Genomic DNA, 20,453 nt, shown 5'->3' on the forward strand with positions numbered 1-20,453 from the left:
AAGCCATCTGTTTTTTGGAAACAATTTTCCCGCCATGGTTTGTGTCCTCAAGAACCATTTTATAACGATAAGTCGTCATTGCGAAGCTAATTTTTGATTAGCTGTGGCAATTTACTCAGTAAGTATTTGTTTTACTGTTAGATAGTTTTTTGGAAAGCGGGGCAAGGTAGTTCTTCGGTTATTTCAGCCCTGCTATTGCCTATAGTCCCGATTTGAATTTTCTTAAATACAATATTTTGTTAAATCGGGAGCTATTTGGCGCTATCAGGTTTAATTATTTTAGGGTTGTGTTTCAAATCTAAACCTTTCGATTGCAAAGTTTTCCCTTTTCGCCATGGTTTGTGTCCTCACAAACCATTCTGTTTTTTATTTAACCACAGATAAAATGGATGAACATAGATTCAATCCGTGTTGATCTGTGTGCATCTGTGGTTAAATAGTAACTTGTTTAATAAGAGTCAAACAAAAAAGCCCCGAAATTTTCGGGGCTTCTGATCTGTTAAGGTAATCCGTTAATGGCTTTTATTTGTAAAGGTAATTTACAGCAATTACATCATTTGCATTGAAAGTGCGGTTGCCACCGTTAGAACAAGCTAACATGAATGAAGCTGCATCAGGATTAGAAGGCGTTCCTGGGATTCTTACAGCGCCAACATTCGATGCGCCTTCATTGCCTGCACCACTTGAACCACAGCTAAAAGCACGATTCATATAATCTGTATGACGGAAACCGATGCAATGGCCAACTTCATGCTGGATTACTGAAGCCAGGTACAGCAAATTAGGATTAGAACCATATGCAGCAGAATTGGTGTTCATTCTGATCTGGTTAAAAGGCTGACCTGATGAAGTAGGGAAACCAGCAGAACCTAATGTAATAAAACCACCGCTCGGACCTTCGTTAAAACCTACCACATTAATGTTTCCGGTTGTTCCGGCGTTAGCCCTGCGGAAAGTGATACGTAAACCCAAAGAGTTGTATCTCGAAATCATGGTGTTTACAGCATCGCTATATACCTGAGGCAAATTGGTTACCGATACTGTTATTACACGTGGCAACGATTTAACCAGGTTTGTGGTTCGGTACTGTTCAGTTTCGGCAATATTTAAATTTGCATCAGTAGAAGGTTCAGCTAAATTGTCATCAGTTAAAAGGATATCGCCTTCCACCAGATAACCTTCATCTATCTTACGGATATTGTCGGTACTGAAGCCTAAGGATTTGATCTGTGATAACTTGTCTGCTGAAATTTCAGTCTTGCCCACCACTGCATTTTCTGTATTATTACTCTTACAAGAGTATAGGTTTGTGAATAGAAGGCATGCTGCTGCAATCGATAAAAAATTAGTTGTTTTCATCTTAGTTAGAATTAAATTAGTTTAGGTTGAATTAGTTAGTTAATAATGTTTGTGGATTACCTTATAAATCCTAATTTAGGGAAGATAAACCATGTAAACAAAAATTTATAATAAAATAATATTTGAAAGTCATTAATGTATATTTAGTTTTAGTTTTTTGTCTGTCTGTTCTTGGTTTAAACGCACAGGTACAACCTGGCGGAATAGAGAAAAAAAATGAAAAATATATTTCAAAAACAGGAAATTCTGTAAAATTGGGCGCCGATCAGCCTGTTCTGGTCAGGTTCAACCGCACCTTAACAGCATCAGAAATTCAATTATTGAAACCCCAAAAAAGTCTTTCAGGCGATTATTTTATCGTCGAAAAATCGAATATTTCTAATTTTTCAAACCTTATAATTTACCAGGAACAAGCCAACGGACTTTGGAAGGTTAGTGATAGATTGATGAAGGTGCTGAATAAAAGCAATAAAAGGAACGATTCTATCCTGGTTCGACTAGCCTTCAAAAATATAAATGCGTTACCCAAGGCTGTTGCAGGTTTAAAGATAAAATCAACCGATACTGTAAATCACATCTGTACTGTTCACCTGTCATCAAGCGATTTAATGTTGTTGTTGGAGCTTAACGATATTTTATATGCCGATATTTTACCTGTTGCCAAAGAGGAGGAGGTTATAAATGGACTCGATCTGACTTTAAATCAAATTTCTAATGCCAGAAATCTTTTCCCTGGCATTGATGGTGCAGGTATAAATGTTTCTTTTAAAGAAGGGATGTACGATGCTACCGATCTTGATTTATTGGGCAAAACGGTTACCGGAGCTACCATTGGCAAAACGCCTACCACTCATGCTACCATTATGGCAACTTTAGCTTTAGGAAACGGTAATTCCTTTATCCGGGGTTTAGGTGCAGCACCAAAGGCCAAACTTGCCTATTCTGATTTTACTAATCTGATGCCCGACCTGATTACTGATTTAAATAAACTCCAGGTTCGCGTCCAAAATCATTCTTATGGTACCGATGTTGATAACGATTACGGAATAGAGGCTGCAGCATACGATAAACAGATCTTCGAAACGGATACCTTGATCCACGTTTTTTCTGCGGGAAATAAAGGAACAAGCACACCTTCAGTGGGGTTTTATCAGGGGATGACTGCCCGTGCCAATTTAACGGGTAATTTTAAGCAGGCGAAAAATCTATTGGTGATAGGAGGGATCAACAGAGAAAATATTTCTGAAAATCTGAGCAGTAAGGGGCCTGCATACGATGGTCGCGTAAAACCTGAACTTGTTGCTTTAGGTGAAGACGGAACATCAGGCGCTGCAGCAATTACAAGCGGGTCTATCTCTTTGCTCGAACAATTTTACCAGCAGAAATATAAAAAAGCACCTTCTGCATCACTCATTAGGGCAACAGTGATTAATGCTGCCGACGATTTAGGCACACCGCAGGTTGATTTTGTGTACGGCTATGGAAAACTCAATGTAGCTCAATCGTTAAAAACTTTAGATGAAAACAGGGCATCATTATACGAAGTGGCCAAAAATCAGGATTTGCTTATTCCCTTAACTATTCCGGCGAATGTAGCCGAAGTGAAACTGACTATTGCCTGGAACGATCCTCCTGCTGTTGTAAATGCAGCACAAAGTTTGGTTAATGGATTAGATTTAAGTCTAGAAACTCCCACGGGGAGCCAAATTCTGCCTTGGGTATTAAGCAGTTTTCCTCATTTAGATTCCCTTTCAAAACCGGCAGTGCGTAAGGCAGACCTAATCAATAATGTACAGCAAATTACCCTTGATAATCCATCAACAGGTGCTTATACTATTCATGTCAAAGGCAATAGGATCGAACAAGGTAATAACCAGCCCTTCGCATTGGCTTATCGTTATACGTTCAAAAACACTTTTTCCTTTATTAGTCCTGGAAAAAACGAATACTTTTTTGCCTATGAAGATAATTATATCCGTTGGGAAAATACCTATACAAGCCAAACGGGGAACTTGCTGGTGAGTTATGATGGAGGTATTACATGGAAATCAATTGCTTCGGGCGTCGATTTAAGTACAGGCTTTTACCATTGGAATCCACCAGATCTGTTTGTTAAAGCAATGATAAAAATGGAAGTGGAAGGAAATGTAATATTGAGCCAGCCCTTTGTTATTTCCAGTCCCAGGATATTAAGCGTTGGCTATTTTTGTAAAGATGGTTTGGTGCTTAGCTGGAACCCACAGCCTGGCGCAAAAGATTATACTTTGTATAATATTGCAGATAATATCCTTTCTCCGGTTTTAACGCTTGCTGATACCTTGGTTAAGCTTAATGCAAGCAAGATTAATAGCAAATATTTTGCTGTAGCGGCAAACGGTACAGATTTTACTGGCTTAAAAAGTTATACGATTGATTATACCCAGCAAGGAATTGCCTGTTATGTGAGAAATTTATTCGCATCAGTGGCCGATGATCAGCGGATAAGAATTGACCTGAGCATAGGCACTACTTTGGATTTAAAGAACATCATCTGGGAAAAACTGACAGGTCCAAATACTTTTAGTGTTTTAGCGCAGACGAAACCCATTTCAAATCAGCTTAATTATACCACTTTTGATGATAAGCCGAAAGCCGGAATCCAGTTTTATCGTGTTACTTTCGAAACGGCTAACGGTCAGATACAAAGCGATCTGGTATCGGTGGTTATCCTAAAGGAGAATGAGTTTTCCTTTTTCCCTAATCCTGTAGCTGATTATTTAACCATTTTGAGCGGATCATTTGAAGATTATACTCTGTCTATTTTTAACATATTAGGGCAGAAAGTTTTCGAAGAAAAAGCCACAAGTTCGAATAAATTTGCACTTAATGCTTTATCAACAGGTGTTTATGTAGGGGTGATTAATAAAAATGGGCAGCAATTGAAGAAATTTAAATTGATTAAGAAATAACTCTAACTATACAGTTTTGCGTAAATCTTTGTGGTTAACTGGAGGCATATGTTTGTTCCCGCAGATTTAAGATGATAAACGCTGAAATTTAGAATTAAGGATGCTTAAAGCTTAGTCTGCGTAAATCTGCTAGATCAGCGGGAGACCCACAAATTTGGGGTTATAAGCACAGAAACTCCTAATTTCTTTGTATTTTTCAGCAAATGTGATTAATATTTGAAAAAAATCCTTTAAAATGAAAAAACTCCTTCTACTTTCCAGTTGCGCAATTCTGTTCTTTAGTTCCTGCAAGCAAAGCGCAAAAAGCGCTGATGGTAATGCCGATTCTTTAGCCATAAAAGCCATTAATGACTCGAGTTTAACCCAATATTTATCTGTTATTGCTGCTGATAGTTTGGAGGGAAGAAAACCCTTTACCAATGGCGAAACCAAAACCATTAATTACCTCAAAACTCAGTTCGAAAAACTAGGCCTGCAGCCCGGCAATGGAGATAGTTTCTTTCAGGAGGTACCGATGGTAGAAATTAAATCAGTACCTGAAGATAAAATGGTATTGAAAGGGAAAAATGCTTCGCTAACATTAAATTATTTAACTGATTTCGTTGCTGGTACCCGTCGTGTGCAAGATGAAGTGAGCATGAATAACTCACAACTTGTTTTTGCAGGATATGGTATCGTAGCTCCGGAATTTGGCTGGAACGATTATGCGAACCTTGATGTAAAGGGAAAAACGGTAGTAGTGTTGATTAATGATCCTGGTTTTGCAGATGCTACTTTGTTTAAAGGTAAAAATATGACTTACTACGGCAGATGGACCTATAAATTTGAAGAAGCGGCCCGTCAGGGAGCAACAGGGATTATTATTGTTCATGATACCGAGCCAGCGGCTTATCCGTGGACAGTTGTCCGAAGTGGTTGGTCGAAATCTAAACTTACCCTGCAAAGCGAAGATAATGGAATGAGCAGAGCTGTGGTAGAAGGCTGGATTACTTTAGATAAGGCCAAACAACTATTCGCATTGGATGGAAAATCATTCGATCAATTGGCTTTAAGTGCCCGGAAAAAAGGTTTTAAGGCTGTTGATTTAAATATTACCACCTCACTAAAAGTTAAAAATACCATCAAGAAATCGGTTACTTATAACGTTCTGGCTAAAATACCGGGCGATAAACGTAAAGATGAAGCTCTTATTTATTCGGCACACTGGGATCATCTGGGTGTAGGAGAGAAAGTAAAAGGCGATTCTATTTATAACGGAGCGGTTGATAATGCAACAGGTGTAGCAGCTTTATTCGAAATTGCTTCGGCATTTAAAAAGTTACCCAAAGCACCTGGACGTACCATTTTGTTTATTTCTTATACAGCAGAAGAGCAAGGTCTTTTAGGATCTGAGTATTATGCCAAACATCCTGTTTTTCCATTAGATAAAACCGTTGCCAACATCAATATGGATATGATGGGCATAGCAGGTAAAACGAAAGATATTGTGGTGTATGGCTTTGGTCAGTCAGAACTGGAAGATTATGCTGCGGAAGCCGCTAAAAAGCAGGGGCGTGTAATCGTGCCAGATCCCGTTCCATCATCTGGTTTGTATTACCGATCCGATCATTTTAATTTGGCAAAGGTTGGTGTACCTTCATTATTTACCGGTTCGGGTGTAGATAACATCAAAAACGGCAGAACATGGGGATTAAAGCAGGTGGCCGATTTTACCAAATTCCGTTACCATTCGCCACAAGATAATTTCGATGCCAAAACATGGGATTTATCAGGCATTGTAGAAGATGTTCGAATGCTTTTTGATATGGGGTATCGCATCAGTAATGAAGCTTCGTATCCGAAATGGAAAGTCGGATCGGAATTTAAAACCATCAGAGAAAAGAAGTAAACAAAAAGCGTCCCGATGTTAAACCGGGACGCTCTTCGAAAAAAAGTCATTTTATTAAGTTCCCTTAAGGGAGAATTAATTAAAAGTAGAACTGTACACCTAATCTTGGAGAGAAAGTATCAGCGTTTAAACCGAAAGTGTTTGTTTTTAATTTAGCACCTGTACCTTCTGCTTTTAAAGTATAGTTTTCATAACTTAAACCTTTAACCGAAAGTTCGATACCGATTCTTTTTGTTGGGAAAAATGCAAATCCTGGAGCAAGTTCTACACCGATTTTAGTAGTAGTACCCAATTTAACAGCGTTATCGCCGTTAGCGTCAGTTGCTTTTAACTCGCCAAATGCCAATGGTACTGATAATTGTCCGAAGAATTTAAATTGATCTGATAAACCAACATAGTAACGGCCAAATGGAGCAACTTTAAAGGTACCTTCTTGAGTTTTGTCGCTTACTTTTTTATCGTATTCGTAACCAACACCCGTACCAATTGCAAAATTATCGCTGATAAAATAACCAACACTTGGTAATACGCTAAAGCTGAAATCTGCTTTTGGAGCGCCGTCAACTTTTGTCGAGTTTACACCTACGTTACCACCTAACATAAAATTTCCTTTTTCAGTTTGTGCTTGTGCACCATAAACTAAACCTGCTACTGCTACTAAAGATAATAATAGTTTTTTCATCTTTTTTATTATTTATTTGTGATTAAAATATAGTCAGTTTTACTTTTTTAATTTCTGACTATATTTGAATAAAAGTCAACACTTGTGCCAGAAAACTTTGTCTGCGTCATCAAAAAATCAGTTTTTGCTCAACTGCTTAATGCACAAACAGATGTAAATTTAATGTTAATTCAATATTATTTTCGCGTGACGAAAAATCAATCGATTGATTAATTTTTTAGGCATGACAAATTGACAATCTGACTTTTTTTGTATAAATGTCAGATTTTAGGGTAGCAGAAATGGCAGGTTTTTGGAAAAACCTTCGCGCTATTTTGATTAAACCTTACAGGCAGAAATTAAATTTTCTATTTTCTTTTTAATAATATCGATGCTCTTCTCATCTGTCAGATTTCCTTCAGCATCAAATTTATTTTGCGCCTGTGCGATTAAAACTTCTGGTTGTAAAACCGGATTCATATTCAGGAATGTAAAAACAGGCAAAAATGCCATTTGCATTCTAACGGTTCCCCACATGCCTTGGGTAGCACCCATTACCGCAACAGGTTTATGCATCAATGGCGAATCTTTGCCGCGGCTGGCCCAATCGATGGCATTTTTCAAACCACCAGGAATAGAATAATTATATTCTGGAGAAACAATGATAAAAGCATCTGCAGCAGCTAAAGCATCTCTGAATTTCTCCACGCTTGCCGGTCTTTCTCCAACTTCAGGCAAATCATGATCGGCATTATAAACGGGGATGTCATCATAGGCCACAATTTCAAATTCGATAACTTCGGGGATCAACCCGCCTGCCACTTTAAGTAACATCGCATTGTAAGATCCTTTTCTTAAGCTTCCGCATAAACCAACAATTTTTCTGTTCTTTTCCATAGCTATTAAACCAGAACTTTATCAAAATGTTTGGTTTTTGCAAGGACATATCGTGTAGTTTAAAAATTTATAATCACTATTTTTGGCGTTTAATGTACCATAATGACTGAGAATACGACTACCACTTCAATTATTGAAAAAACCGTTTTTCCGATCCTTTTTGCTTTAAGTTTTTCACATTTATTAAATGATACCATACAATCATTAATTCCTGCAATTTACCCGATCATCAAAACCAGTTATCGTTTAAGTTTTTCGCAGATCGGGCTAATTACTTTAACTTTTCAGTTAGCCGCATCGCTGTTACAGCCTTTTGTGGGTTTATATACGGATAAAAAGCCTCAACCATATTCGCTTGCAATAGGGATGGGATTTACCCTGATCGGTTTAGTTTCGCTTTCCCAATCAACTCATTTTTATACCATATTAATTTCAGTTTGTTTTATTGGGATAGGTTCTTCTATATTTCATCCGGAAGCCTCAAGGATGGCGCATGCCGCATCTGGAGGAAAGAGGGGATTGGCACAATCTGTTTTTCAGTTGGGAGGCAATGCTGGTAGTTCTTTAGGTCCACTATTGGCGGCCTGGATTATTGTACCATATGGGCAGTTCAGCGTGATCTGGTTTTCAGTAATTGCACTTTTGGCTATTGTTATTCTAACCTATGTTGGCAATTGGTACAAAGGATTTATGCTTTCGAGAAGTAAAAAGATCAATATTCAAACTGTTGTTAATCAATTTTCGAGAGGGAAGGTGATCTTTTCGGTGTGCATTTTACTCTTGTTAATTTTCTCGAAATATTTCTACATGGCGAGTTTAACCAATTATTTCACCTTTTATCTCATCGATAAATTTCATGTTTCGGTGCAAACCTCACAGATTTATTTATTTGTATTCTTATTCTCGGTAGCTGCCGGAACATTATTGGGTGGGCCAATAGGCGATAAAATAGGACGGAAATACGTAATCTGGGCATCTATATTGGGTACCGCTCCATTTGCATTATTATTACCACATGCCAGTTTGTTCTGGGTGGGTGTGCTTATTGTTCCTATTGGAATGATATTGGCATCAGCTTTCTCTGCAATTCTGGTTTACGCACAAGAATTAATTCCCGGAAAGGTAGGTTTAGTTGCGGGTTTGTTTTTTGGCTTTGCCTTTGGTATGGGTGGGATCGGATCGGCTTTGTTGGGTAAATTAGCAGACTCTACCAGTATCGAATATGTATTTAATATTTGTGCGTTTCTGCCTTTGATCGGTTTGTTAACCGGATTCTTGCCGAATATTGAAACGAAGAAGAAATAGAAATTAATATGGATAACAAGGAACTTTAGCAAATTAAAGTGCCACGAAAAATCGTCATTCCCAACTCGATTGGGAATCTTAATGCAATAAGCTTTAAGATTCCCGTCTGCGCGGGAATGACGAACCTTCTACTGAAATGTATCAATGGTAACCTATTAGGGAACAGCTATGATTTTATGTATAGCGTTCGACAGCCTCTATGCGTTTAGAAGTGGAAATTAAATCCTAGAAAAGGGTTAAAGGTATTAAAACCAAAGTCAAATGCTTCTGCTTTGTACCAGGTATTTGATGGCGATTGACCATCATCATCAATTTTATTATATGATAGCAGAGAAAAGCCAAGTTCTATACCAAGTTTTTTAGTAGGAAAAAATGCAAATCCTGGTCTTAAGGACGCATTGTATTGCGTAAATTTTGTATTAGGCGTAAGGTTGTAGTTATAAGGGCCACTGTAAGTTTCGTCAGTTTTTACAAACCCAATTGTTCCACTAAACTGGCCAAAGGCTTTAAGTTTATCAATAATATCTATATAATATCTTACCACAGGGCCAACTGAAAAACTTTTTTGTTTACTTGTTCTTGTGGTAGTTATGTTATAGTAGGAATCATAATTATTATTCAGATTTTTACTATAGCTGGCACCTGCTATTAGTCCAATAGCTAAATTTTTAGAAAAGAAGTGCGCATAACTTGGATTGATGCCATAAAAATTTCTTTTTTCGTAATTTGCCGATTCAGTTTTTGACGAAGAAATACTTAAACTACCTCCAATTAAGTTGTCTCCTTTTTCTGTTTGAGCATTGGCTCCCATAGTGATAGCGCATACCGCTACCAGCGTTAATAATTGTTTTTTCATTTTCATTTGTGTTTTTGTGTATCCAATGATAAAATAAAAAAATGAAATAAAACTATGTTGTTAGTTGTTTTTGTGCTAATGGTTTGATTATCAGTTTAAAAAAAAAAAGACACCGACCTTATTATTAGATCGGTGTTCGGTAATAAAAATGAATAGATCGTATTTTACTTTAAATTTGCATTCAGGATAAAGTAATAAAGTTCAGTAGGAGAGAAATTGAAGTCGCTACCTATTTCGCCTGTAATTGATTTGAGTTTTCCATTTTCTTCTGGAAAAATGCTTCTGTAGTATTCGATCTGGGCACCGCCAATTGATTTGATCTTCCCGTTTTCTTCAGGGAAAATGCTTCTGTAATATTCGATGGTAACATTACCAATTGATTTGATTTTTCCATCTTCCTCAGGGAAGATGCTTCTATAATATTCGATAGGCATATCTCCGATTGATTTGACTTTTCCATTTTCTTCAGGAAAAATGCTTCTGGAATATTCAATTTTTTTATCACCTATAGATTTAATTTTACCATTTTCCTCTGGAAAAATACTTTTGTAATATTCAAATTTCTTATCTCCAATGGATTTAATCTTTCCATTTTCTTCGGGGAAAATGCTTTTGTAGTATTCAAAATTGGTATTACCAATTGATTTGATCTTTCCGTTTTCTTCAGGGAAAATGCTTTTATAATATTTTAATTCTGTGTTTGCTGTAGTTTGTGCTTTTACACAAAATGCATAAGTTAAAAGTAGGGTTAAGCTTAAAACCTTTAAGTTTAGCTGGCTAAATATATTTTTCATTTTATTGAAGGTTAGAAGTGATAATTGAAAGTAAATGTTGGTGTGAAATTCTGCAGGGCGAGCCTTAGGTTATTGGTTTTATCATAGTTGTAAAGCGATTCTTCAGCATAGTAATTTTGATGGAAGAAAGCTACAACGGGCAATGAAAACTCCAATGCAGCATGTTTTGATAGAAAATAACTAAAGCCAGGACTTATACTTGCGCCCCATCCCTTTATTTTAGCATCTGTTCGGATCAGGTAACCTTCATCATCAATGCGGTTAAAAGTATTTACCTGTAGGAGTAGGTTTGCCTGCATGAAAAACTTAAAACGGTCTTTAACGTCGATGTATTTGCGTACGAAAGGTGAAAAACCAAAGCTAAATTCCTTTACTCCAAGCTGTTCTTCGTAATATCCGTATTCTTCATTCCATGCGATATAATTTTCACCCCTGAGTTTTGAAAGATTTAAGGGGATTTCCAAGCCTATGGCAAAATTGTCGGCTAAAAAATATCCTCCCCTGGGCGTTAAGGTAAAAGTGTTTAAGCTGGGTGATGAGCTGTTTTGTTTGGAAGTTCCAAAACTAAGGCTTCCGCCAACAAAGCCTGTTCCTTTTTCAGTTTGGGCATAGCTGCGCCAACTGACGGCGCATAGCAGCGCCATGATGATTAATTTAGGTTTCATTTTATTTGTGTTTTTGTGTGTAATCAATAATAATCATTATTGAAACAAAAAGCAAAAAAAGTAACTATCGTGTTAGTTACTTTTTAAATAAAAAATCCCGGAGATTTAGCTATGGGATAATATGCGTTAATGTGGAAGAAAAGCAACAAGCTCGGTTGGTAGCCAGGTTTTATAGTTGCGTGTATCGTTTTTTGCTTTTTCACTCACAGGTATTTTCCAGACTTCGAAAAAGGAAGATAAATTGGCATTAGTAGTTTTGCAGATGGTTGTATACCAGAGATCGATCCGTTGTTGGTTACTCAGCGGATGGTCGTAGTATTTTCTCGGGTCCATTTCCCGGTATATTTTATTGGCTTTGATAATAGACTCCCATCCAAAATGTTCAATAATTTGGATGTACATGCATAAAGCGGTAAAGGGACTCTTTCCCCATTTTTCAAAAGTAGGCTGGTTTTGAAGATAATTATGGATTTTCTCCTTTACTTTATCTCTGCTTGCAATTCCATCGTGATTATATAAGCCCTTTTTTAATACTTTATCATATACGTATATGGTGTAAAGATTGGTGGTTACTTCACTAACTTCATCCATATCAAGACCCCAAAATTGATGGCGATGGCCTAACTCGTGGAAATGGCCCCAGCTTCCTTTTTCTTTCAGTATTTTTTCGTTTAGCATCAATTCGCAACTTTCATCGTCGGGGGCCACAATTTTATCCCAAACCGTAAACATATAACCATAAGCAACCTGATTATCAATGACTATTCTTTCGGGATGTGTTCTGGTTTTACTAATAATGGCTAAATCGGCGTCTGCATCCATTATTTGATCCCATAATTTTAATAACGACTCAGGATTTTCTAAGTTTTTAATCCGGTAGGACGGAACGGTAAGAATAATGTTATTGGTAGCAAGTTCTGCCCATGGCGCAGGATTATTTTTGATCGTTTCCCATTCAGCAAGGGTATTTTTTCCTAACTTGTAATAAGGTGCTTTAACCACACCACTTGCGGTAATACCTATCGATTTAAGTGAGGAACTGTCTGGAATTCTAATGTACAACAATCCGCCATAAGGTGAAAAAATGATTGTCGTATCTTTTTCCAGTTCAAATGATATTGTTAGATCGAAACCTGATCTTACCAGATTATCCAAGTGTTTTAAATCGTCGTTATGGATCCCGATTTGAGCTTTTAAATATTGGTTTTTGTATTTAGGATTGACCACAATACTGACTTTCTCACCTGCTGGTACGTAAACCCCGGTACTATGCAGCCTGAAATAATCAGGATAGGGATCAGCTAACCCCTGTGAGCCAACTTTCACATCTATATTGATTTGCTCAACAGTTCGTTTTGCGTTTTGAGGCACTCTGCCTGGAAAAACCTTACTTTCTGGATAAACAAAATCTGTTGCTTTATCTACATTATGGATTTTGTCAAAAAGATATTTTGAAAATTGATAACCTGCTTTTTTTGCTGGTGTGGAAATATCAAGTGGATTTTTGAGCGTTGGAACAGCTAATGTATCACTAATTGCTAAAATGGATTTTAACTTTTTAATAATTTGACTGGTATCAGCATTGTTTGAAAAGGTAAGTTCAAAATTTGGCTCTATTCCATAAGCGTATTCTGTTGGATCAATGGCTTTAAAAGCAGGGTTTGCCAACTGCTTAAAGATAGATTTCACACTAAGATAAAAAGGAACATCTTTTAAATTTAAGGTGTCGTTAATGTGATTTGCCTGAATTAAAGTATAGGCATTAAATATCCCTGCCTTGCTTAGCAAACTGTTTATTTTAACAAGGTCGTTGAGGTAGGATTTAGTTTGGTCGCGATGTTTAAAAATACCCGGATAGGGGGAGCCATAAATGAGTTGACCGCCATCCCTTATATATTTTTCGATTTTTTGTTGTGCGGTTGTATCCTTAATATCTTCTGTTAAAAAATATAAACTGGTATTGGACTGAAATTTGGCGTTTTCAGCAATATAAACTCTCGCTTTATTGGCTTTTAAGAAACTAATTAAGGCAGGATCTGCAGATTTGGTTACAGCTATTTTAAGTTTTTTAGAATGAGTGCTTACATTTTTGAGTATGTTTTTTAATAATTTTTGGACATTTTGATCGCTCAATAATTTGCTTTCAAAATACTCGGATGAGCCTATGGCAAAAATCTGTCCTTTACCGAGGGTGCTAGTCATAATTATCGTTGCTAAAACATCAACCTGCGGGGCAAGCAAATGTGTGGCTACGATATTAGGTTCTTCATTAGTGCTAAAGAACGCAGAAACAAATTTGCCCGTATCAGGCATAGGTAGCGTATTGATGCCTTTTAAAAGTGCTGATTTTTGAAAATTTTGTGCGAAGGCATGACTGGTGAGGAATACCAGAATTAAAAGCAGATAGGTTTTTAGATTCATTTTTAAGAGCTTGTATATTACAATTTTAAGCATCTAAAATTGCTGTCACAACAGGGCGTATGTTAAAAAAAGCTAAAATATGCCTGTTCTTTTCCCTAGGCATTTAAAATTTATAACAAAAAAAATCCCGCCCCAATTTAATTGAGACGGGATTTGATCGGAATGTATTAATCAACGTTTTGGTTCAGGAACACAAAATTATGATCGAACATATCTAACTTAATTTTGCTGTCTTTATCTATCTTACCCGCTAATATCTCTTTCGACAACTCATTTAAGATTCTTTTTTGAATGACCCTTTTTAACGGTCTGGCACCAAACTGCGGATCGTAACCCAATTGTGCCAGCCAATCTAAAGCTTCATCACTGGCATCCATCTCTATACCCATTTCGGCCAATGTTTGCTGTACCTGTTTAAACTGTAAGCTTACAATATTTCTGATTTCGCTACGGTTTAACGGGGTAAACATAATCAGCTCATCAATCCTGTTCAAAAACTCCGGACGAATGGTCTGTTTCAATACCTCAAACAATTCGTTTTTGGTTTTGGCAACTACCTCATCGCGGTTTTCGTCGCTTAAATTTTTAAAGTTATCCTGAATTAAATGTGCACCAATGTTAGAGGTCATGATGATGATGGTATTTTTAAAATTCACCGTTCTTCCTTTATTATCGGTTAAACGGCCGTCATCCAATACCTGTAACAGGATATTAAATACATCAGGGTGTGCTTTTTCAATCTCATCAAGCAATACCACCGAGTAAGGTTTGCGTCTAACGGCCTCTGTTAACTGACCGCCTTCATCGTAACCAACATAGCCTGGAGGCGCTCCAATTAAACGCGAAACAGCATGGCGCTCCTGGTATTCACTCATATCGATACGGGTGAGTGCATTTTCATCGTTGAATAAAAATTCGGCAAGGGCTTTTGCAAGTTCCGTTTTACCAACACCAGTAGTACCTAAAAAGATGAAAGAGCCTATTGGTTTGCGTTTATCCTGTAAGCCTGCACGTGAGCGGCGGATGGCATCAGAAATGGCTTCAATTGCTTCGTCCTGACCAGCCACGCGCTGGTGTAACTCTTCTTCTAAGTGAAGCAATTTTTCCCGCTCACTGGCAATCAGTTTCGTAACCGGAATACCTGTCCAACGGCCAACCACACCTGCAATATCATCAGCCGTAACTTCTTCTTTCAGCATGCGGCTATCGCTTTGCTGGCTTTCTAAATCGGCTTTAAGTTTTTCAACTTTATCCTGGGCCTCTTTAATTTTTCCATAACGGATTTCGGCCACTTTGCCATAATCTCCGGCACGTTCTGCCTGTTCTGCTTCTAATTTATAGTGCTCAATTTGCTCTAATTCATTATTTACTGCATCTACCAGGTCTTTTTCACCTTGCCATTTGGCTTTAAATTCATCACGCTCTGCTGATAGATTGGCAATTTCTTCTGAAAGTTCTTTAACCTTCCTATCATCTTTTTCGCGTTTAATCGCTTCGCGTTCTATTTCTAAACGCATAATTTCACGGTCTAAAGCATCCACATGTTCAGGCACACTGTCCATCTCCATGCGCAATTTAGATGCAGCCTCATCCATTAAATCGATGGCTTTATCCGGTAAGAAACGATCAGAAATATACCGCTGACTCATTTCAACAGCCGCGATAATGGCTTCATCTTTAATCCTTACTTTATGGTGGGTTTCGTACCGTTCTTTTAATCCACGAAGGATAGAAATGGCATCCTGGGTGTCAGGTTCTTCAACCATTACTTTTTGGAAACGGCGCTCTAATGCTTTATCTTTTTCTAAATATTTCTGGTATTCATCTAAAGTTGTGGCACCAATGGCACGCAGTTCTCCACGGGCAAGGGCAGGTTTCAAAATATTCGCTGCATCCATTGCGCCTTCGCCGCCACCAGCCCCCACTAAGGTATGGATCTCATCAATAAACAGTACGATTTCACCGTCGCTTTGCGTAACTTCTTTAACTACAGCTTTTAAACGCTCTTCGAATTCGCCTTTATATTTTGCGCCGGCAATAAGCGAGCCCATATCAAGCGAATACACTACTTTGCTTTTTAAGTTTTCAGGTACATCACCTTTAATAATCCTGAAGGCAATTCCTTCGGCAATGGCTGTTTTACCCACACCTGGTTCACCAATTAAAATCGGGTTGTTTTTGGTCCTTCGTGATAAAATCTGGATCACCCGACGGATTTCTTCATCACGGCCAATCACCGGATCCAGTTTCCCGCTCTCGGCATACTCGTTTAAATTCCTTGCATATTTGCTCAGGGCCTGATAAGTTGCCTCGGCATTCTGATCAGTTACCCGGTTATCACCACGTAATTCTACAATGGCTTTTTTAAGGTCTTTTTCATTAACACCCTGTTCTTTTAATAATTTCGAAGTGCTATCGTTAACGGCTAAGATGCCTAATAATAAATGTTCTACAGAGACAAATTCATCTTTAAACTCTTTTAAAAATGTTTGCGCTTTCTGTAAAACGCTATTCGCATTTGATGACAGATAGACATTACTTCCACTCACTTTCGGGAATTTGCCAACCTCTGCATCTAAGTTTTGATTTAGTGAATTAAGGTTAACGTTCAGTTTCTTTAAAACATAAGAAACCACGTTTTCATCAACAGTAAGCAGACCTTTAAGCAGGTGTGCCGTTTCAATAGCCTGTTGCTGATTGCCCTGGGCTATTTCAGAAGCCTGTTGAATTGCTTCCTGGGCTTTTATGGTAAAATTGTTGAAGTTCATAGCTCTCTTAGGTCAAAACAAATGCCATAACAATTTTGGTTTTACAATCGGAAATTTTGGCGGTAAGATTTTATATTACGTGACTAAATTACTGATTTTTAGTGGTTTGTGCTGAAAATTTGTCGTGTTTTCGCTTGCTGTCATTCTGAGCGCAGTGAAGAATCTTTAATAGATTGGTTTGTAGTGAGAATTGCCAACTGCCAATTGATTTGGGCGTTACCCAAGCTGCGCAAGGGCCCGGGCTTTTCAGGGCTCCGCTTCGCTCCGGTACCGATGAAGGATCGGTACTAAACCCTTACAATCCCTAACGCGGAATCATTGGTGTCATTCTGAACGCAGTGAAGAATCTTTATCTACAATGTAAAGACTTGAAGCAATATTAATCGATGAATCAGTAATCTATCGCTTAAAGATCCTTCGTGCCTCAGGATGACAGAATCTATCAGTACGGCCGTCATTCTCGCGCAGGCGGGAATCTTAAAGCGCTTGCATTACGATTCCCAATCAAGTTGGGAATGACGATTCCTCGCAACCTATAATTCACTAAAAAATCTGTCATTCATATTGATTTTTATACAATATATTATCCCTCAGGATGACACATTAAAAGAATAAAACCATTAAGAACCACCGAGATCCGAAACTATTTTCGGGCTTTATGTTCAATGATGTACTTACCAGCCGCTAAATCTATTTTTCCAATGTTGTTTATCTTACCATTTACATAAATATCCATGCCACGCGTAAGCGGCAGGTTAATGGTTGCAGTAGAGTTGGCCGGAATGGTGATATCATACCTGATTCCGTTATCGATTTTTTTCCATGCACTAATAATTTTACCGTATGGACCAACATGACTAGCCTCAAAAGAATTCAGGCCTTCCATAACATGTGGATCCAATATTACATGTTTAAAGCCAGGCTGTTTTTCATCTGGCTTAATACCACCAGGTGATTTGTATAACCAGGCACCAATTTCTCCAAACATAATGTGGTTCATCGAAATGTCTGATTTTGCATCTATAGGCCAGTTCTCGTATAAAGTGGTGGCTCCATTTTCCATCCACCAGCCCCAGCTTGGATAGGTTTTTTGAGCCGCAACTTTATAGGCAATATCGCTGTAACCATTTTCGCTTAGCGCATTTAAAATGGCTTTCGTACCTAATAATCCAACATCCAGGTGGAAACCATCGGCTTCAACACGTTTCGCTAAATTTTCGGCAACCAAAGCAACAGATTCTTCAGGAACAATTTTCCAATATAACGGAACACTCATTTCGGTTTGGATACCCGTGTTGTAAATCCCTTTTTCTTTATTCAGGAATTTTGCATTAAAAGCATCCTTTATTTTTTTGGCAAGTGCTGTATATTTAACATGATCATCATTTTTACCTAAAATTTTGGCGGCTTTAGCCAAAATCACTACATCTGCATAATAATAACAGGTGGAAGTAAGTTCTACTGGGGATTTAGATTTCACCGGTATCCAATCGCCCAAACCCCAGGTAGTTAAACCTGTTGGGTAGGTTTCGTCAATATGGTTCACGTATTTTCTGATATTTTCGTAACAATCGGCAAGTAGTTTTTTATCACCATAAAAAAGGTAAACATTCCATGGAATAATGGCAATGGTACTGGTCCAGTCTGGTCCGTTGCCCCATTCGTAACCCCAGCCATCTGTAGGGATTATAGAAGGTAATACGCCATTTGGTTGTTGCTCATCTCTATGATCGGCAAGCCATTTTTCGTAAATGGTAATGCCATCAAAGCCATAAAGCCCAGTTTCTATCGCAATCTGGGCATCGCCCGTCCATCCATTTTTTTCTCTCTGTGGACAATCTGTGGGGTAGCCAAAAAGATTTGATAGATAAGAATTGTTGGTGGCGTAATATATTTTATTAATGATTGGTTCTGAAGATTTAACATCACCAACAACCGGTACATCACTGTGCATAAAATAACCTGTGAGATTTTCTTTTTTCAATTCAATGGGAGCAGAGCTGGTTACTTCTACATATTGAAAACCCTTATAGTTAAAATGCGGCATAAAACTTTGTGCACCTTTTCCGTTTAAAATCAGGATATCTGTTTGGAAAGGATCAGTATCATCAGTCGGACGGTAATGCGCATCAATATTGGAAATATCTACATGTCCGTTGGCATATAAACGTTCCCCATGTTTTAATTTCATAACAGTCCCTGCCGCACCGCTTACGGTTATTTTACTTACGCCAGAAATATTCCTCCCCAGATCGAACAGATAAGTGGTATCATTAAACTTTCTTAGACTTTTGCTGGCTATTTCTTCAACATTGCGGATAGGGTGCATGGCCTGTGCAACAACGTTTTTAGATGGTGCTGAACGATAGATCACATTTTTCCAACCTGTATCATCAAAATCGGCGGTGTTCCATCCTGGTTTTTCTAAACGCGCGTCGTAATGCTCGGCGGTATAAATACTATTAAAAATAATCGGACTTAAAGTTGTTTTCCATTCTTTACCCGATTTAATGATTTCCGTTGTGCCATCTTCGTAAGTAATACGTACATCAAGACAAAAAGCTGGCCTGTTGCGCCAAGGGGCGCGGTCGAAATCCCATACTGCGGTTGACTGGTGATTGTACCATCCATTGCCCAGCAGGATGCCAATCGCATTTTTGCCTTTGCTAATGGCGTTCGTTACATCGTAGGTAACATATAATGTACGCCTATCAAAACGGGTATACATTGGGTCCATACGGTGATTGCCTATTTTTTTGCCATTTATAGAAAGCTCGTATAAGCCAGCAGCAGCAATGTAAGCTCTGGCTGACTTGATTTTTTTAATTGTGGTAAAGGTATTCCGGAAATAGGGTGCAGGCTTAAGTTTTGTATTTTCGTTATCCGAAATCCACGAGCCACGCCAGTTTTCCATTTTCATCATTCCCGTTTCAAAACTGGCTATATATACTTTGTTTGATTTTCTTTGACTTCCATCTGCAATATCAATCTTCCAATAATATTTAGTAAAAGGTTTTAGTGACTGACCCGAATAAATAACCAGATTATCATCTGATTTAACCCAGCCTGTATTCCAAAGTTTTGCCTTGGCATTAACAAGCGTGGCCGAATCGGTATCTAAAAGAATGCGGTAGGCTGTTTGTTTGGCTCCCTGGCTGGCATCGTTCATTTGCCATGTAAAACGCGGATTTGGATTGTCCAAGCCGATCGGGTTTGCCAGATATTCGGTTTTTAAAGCGGTAAGCGATTGAGCAAATGTTTTGGAAAAAGGGGCAAGGGCAAAAACTAAAGCAGTTACCAGTAGAAATCTGAGGTTCATAGTTTAAAGGTTATTCAAAAACTAAGGTATTAAAATAATGTGCTGATAGGAGAACGCAATGGAATTTTTACGCATAAAAAAAGACGAGGTTCAACTCGTCTCATTTATCTGTGTAAACACGTAAATCTGTGGTAATCAAATACTATCCTAAGATTTCTTTCAATTTTTCCGTTTGGTGATCGGCCAGTTTTTGTAGTGGACCAGATGCCAGCATTTTCATCATCATGTTCAAATCTGCTGAGATAATGTGTTTAGCCGTCGTTGTTCCGTTTCCGTTATCTGCTACAGTCCACTTTAATTCTACATCAAAAGGTGCTTTTTCACTCGGAATCGCTATTATTTCCTGGTTTTCAATCCGGCTCGAAATTTTGATGGCCAATTTTGCCATATTCTGGATGGTAAACCGTGCATCATCTTCAGTAGATTCCCAGTTGTAAATGTTTTCCGGCATCAATTGCTGATGATTATTCATATTGGATAGAAAAGTATAAACCTCAGCAACTGGTTTATTAACTTCTACTGTGCTTTCGATAACAGTCATTATATATTTGTATAGATTTTTTTTTGCTCGA

Annotated in this window: 13 protein-coding genes; 3 read left to right on the top strand and 10 right to left on the bottom strand. The window is 38.0% G+C overall.

The features are described from left to right. Positions 1-522: 522 nt before the first annotated feature. Positions 523-1,359 (bottom strand): M57 family metalloprotease, encoded by an 837-nt coding sequence (locus tag IM793_RS05125; protein WP_193420036.1) that lies wholly within the window; start codon positions 1,357-1,359, stop codon positions 523-525. Positions 1,360-1,481: 122 nt separating this feature from the next. On the opposite strand from IM793_RS05125, the gene IM793_RS05130 reads away from it, so the two are divergent. Together IM793_RS05130 and IM793_RS05135 are read left to right on the top strand one after the other, a co-directional pair. Then, a complete protein-coding gene (locus IM793_RS05130; RefSeq protein ID WP_193420037.1) occupies positions 1,482-4,307 on the top strand; it encodes a S8 family peptidase in 2,826 nt (941 codons plus the stop codon). A gap of 235 nt (positions 4,308-4,542) precedes the next feature. Beyond that, positions 4,543-6,195 (top strand): M28 family metallopeptidase, encoded by a 1,653-nt coding sequence (locus IM793_RS05135; RefSeq protein WP_193420038.1) that lies wholly within the window; start codon positions 4,543-4,545, stop codon positions 6,193-6,195. A 79-nt stretch (positions 6,196-6,274) separates the two neighbouring features. On the opposite strand, the gene IM793_RS05140 is transcribed toward IM793_RS05135, so the two are convergent. Continuing rightward, a complete protein-coding gene (locus tag IM793_RS05140) occupies positions 6,275-6,877 on the bottom strand; it encodes an outer membrane beta-barrel protein (RefSeq protein WP_193420039.1) in 603 nt (200 codons plus the stop codon). A gap of 318 nt (positions 6,878-7,195) precedes the next feature. Continuing rightward, positions 7,196-7,753, bottom strand: coding sequence for an NADPH-dependent FMN reductase (locus IM793_RS05145; RefSeq protein ID WP_193420040.1), 558 nt, complete (start codon positions 7,751-7,753; stop codon positions 7,196-7,198). Between the two features lie 102 nt (positions 7,754-7,855). On the opposite strand from IM793_RS05145, the gene IM793_RS05150 reads away from it, so the two are divergent. Further along, the gene (locus tag IM793_RS05150; RefSeq protein WP_193420041.1) at positions 7,856-9,058 is read left to right on the top strand and encodes an MFS transporter; all 1,203 of its coding nucleotides are present in this window, start codon (positions 7,856-7,858) and stop codon (positions 9,056-9,058) included. A gap of 205 nt (positions 9,059-9,263) precedes the next feature. Here the strand turns inward: IM793_RS05150 and IM793_RS05155 are convergent, their stop codons facing one another. The 7 genes from IM793_RS05155 to IM793_RS05185 all read right to left on the bottom strand — a co-directional run bounded on the left by IM793_RS05155 (position 9,264) and on the right by IM793_RS05185 (position 20,422). After that, positions 9,264-9,914, bottom strand: a complete 651-nt coding sequence (locus IM793_RS05155; RefSeq protein ID WP_193420042.1) for an outer membrane beta-barrel protein — start codon at positions 9,912-9,914, stop codon at positions 9,264-9,266. Between the two features lie 164 nt (positions 9,915-10,078). Continuing rightward, positions 10,079-10,708: a hypothetical protein gene (locus tag IM793_RS05160; RefSeq protein ID WP_193420043.1), complete on the bottom strand. Its 630-nt coding sequence runs from the start codon at positions 10,706-10,708 to the stop codon at positions 10,079-10,081. Between the two features lie 11 nt (positions 10,709-10,719). Continuing rightward, on the bottom strand, positions 10,720-11,373 hold the full coding sequence (locus IM793_RS05165) for an outer membrane beta-barrel protein (RefSeq protein WP_193420044.1): 654 nt from the start codon (positions 11,371-11,373) through the stop codon (positions 10,720-10,722). A 126-nt stretch (positions 11,374-11,499) separates the two neighbouring features. Continuing rightward, the gene (locus IM793_RS05170) at positions 11,500-13,794 is read right to left on the bottom strand and encodes a M60 family metallopeptidase (protein WP_193420045.1); all 2,295 of its coding nucleotides are present in this window, start codon (positions 13,792-13,794) and stop codon (positions 11,500-11,502) included. Between the two features lie 167 nt (positions 13,795-13,961). After that, on the bottom strand, positions 13,962-16,562 hold the full coding sequence (gene clpB, locus IM793_RS05175; protein WP_193420046.1) for an ATP-dependent chaperone ClpB: 2,601 nt from the start codon (positions 16,560-16,562) through the stop codon (positions 13,962-13,964). A 643-nt stretch (positions 16,563-17,205) separates the two neighbouring features. Next, entirely contained in the window at positions 17,206-19,881 is a 2,676-nt protein-coding gene (locus IM793_RS05180; RefSeq protein WP_193420047.1) for an alpha-L-rhamnosidase, read from the bottom strand. Between the two features lie 142 nt (positions 19,882-20,023). Then, positions 20,024-20,422: an SRPBCC family protein gene (locus tag IM793_RS05185; RefSeq protein WP_132401461.1), complete on the bottom strand. Its 399-nt coding sequence runs from the start codon at positions 20,420-20,422 to the stop codon at positions 20,024-20,026. Between the last annotated feature and the right edge of the window lie 31 nt (positions 20,423-20,453).

It is taken from the genome of Pedobacter sp. MR2016-19, from assembly GCF_014947265.1.
GTDB lineage: Bacteria > Bacteroidota > Bacteroidia > Sphingobacteriales > Sphingobacteriaceae > Pedobacter.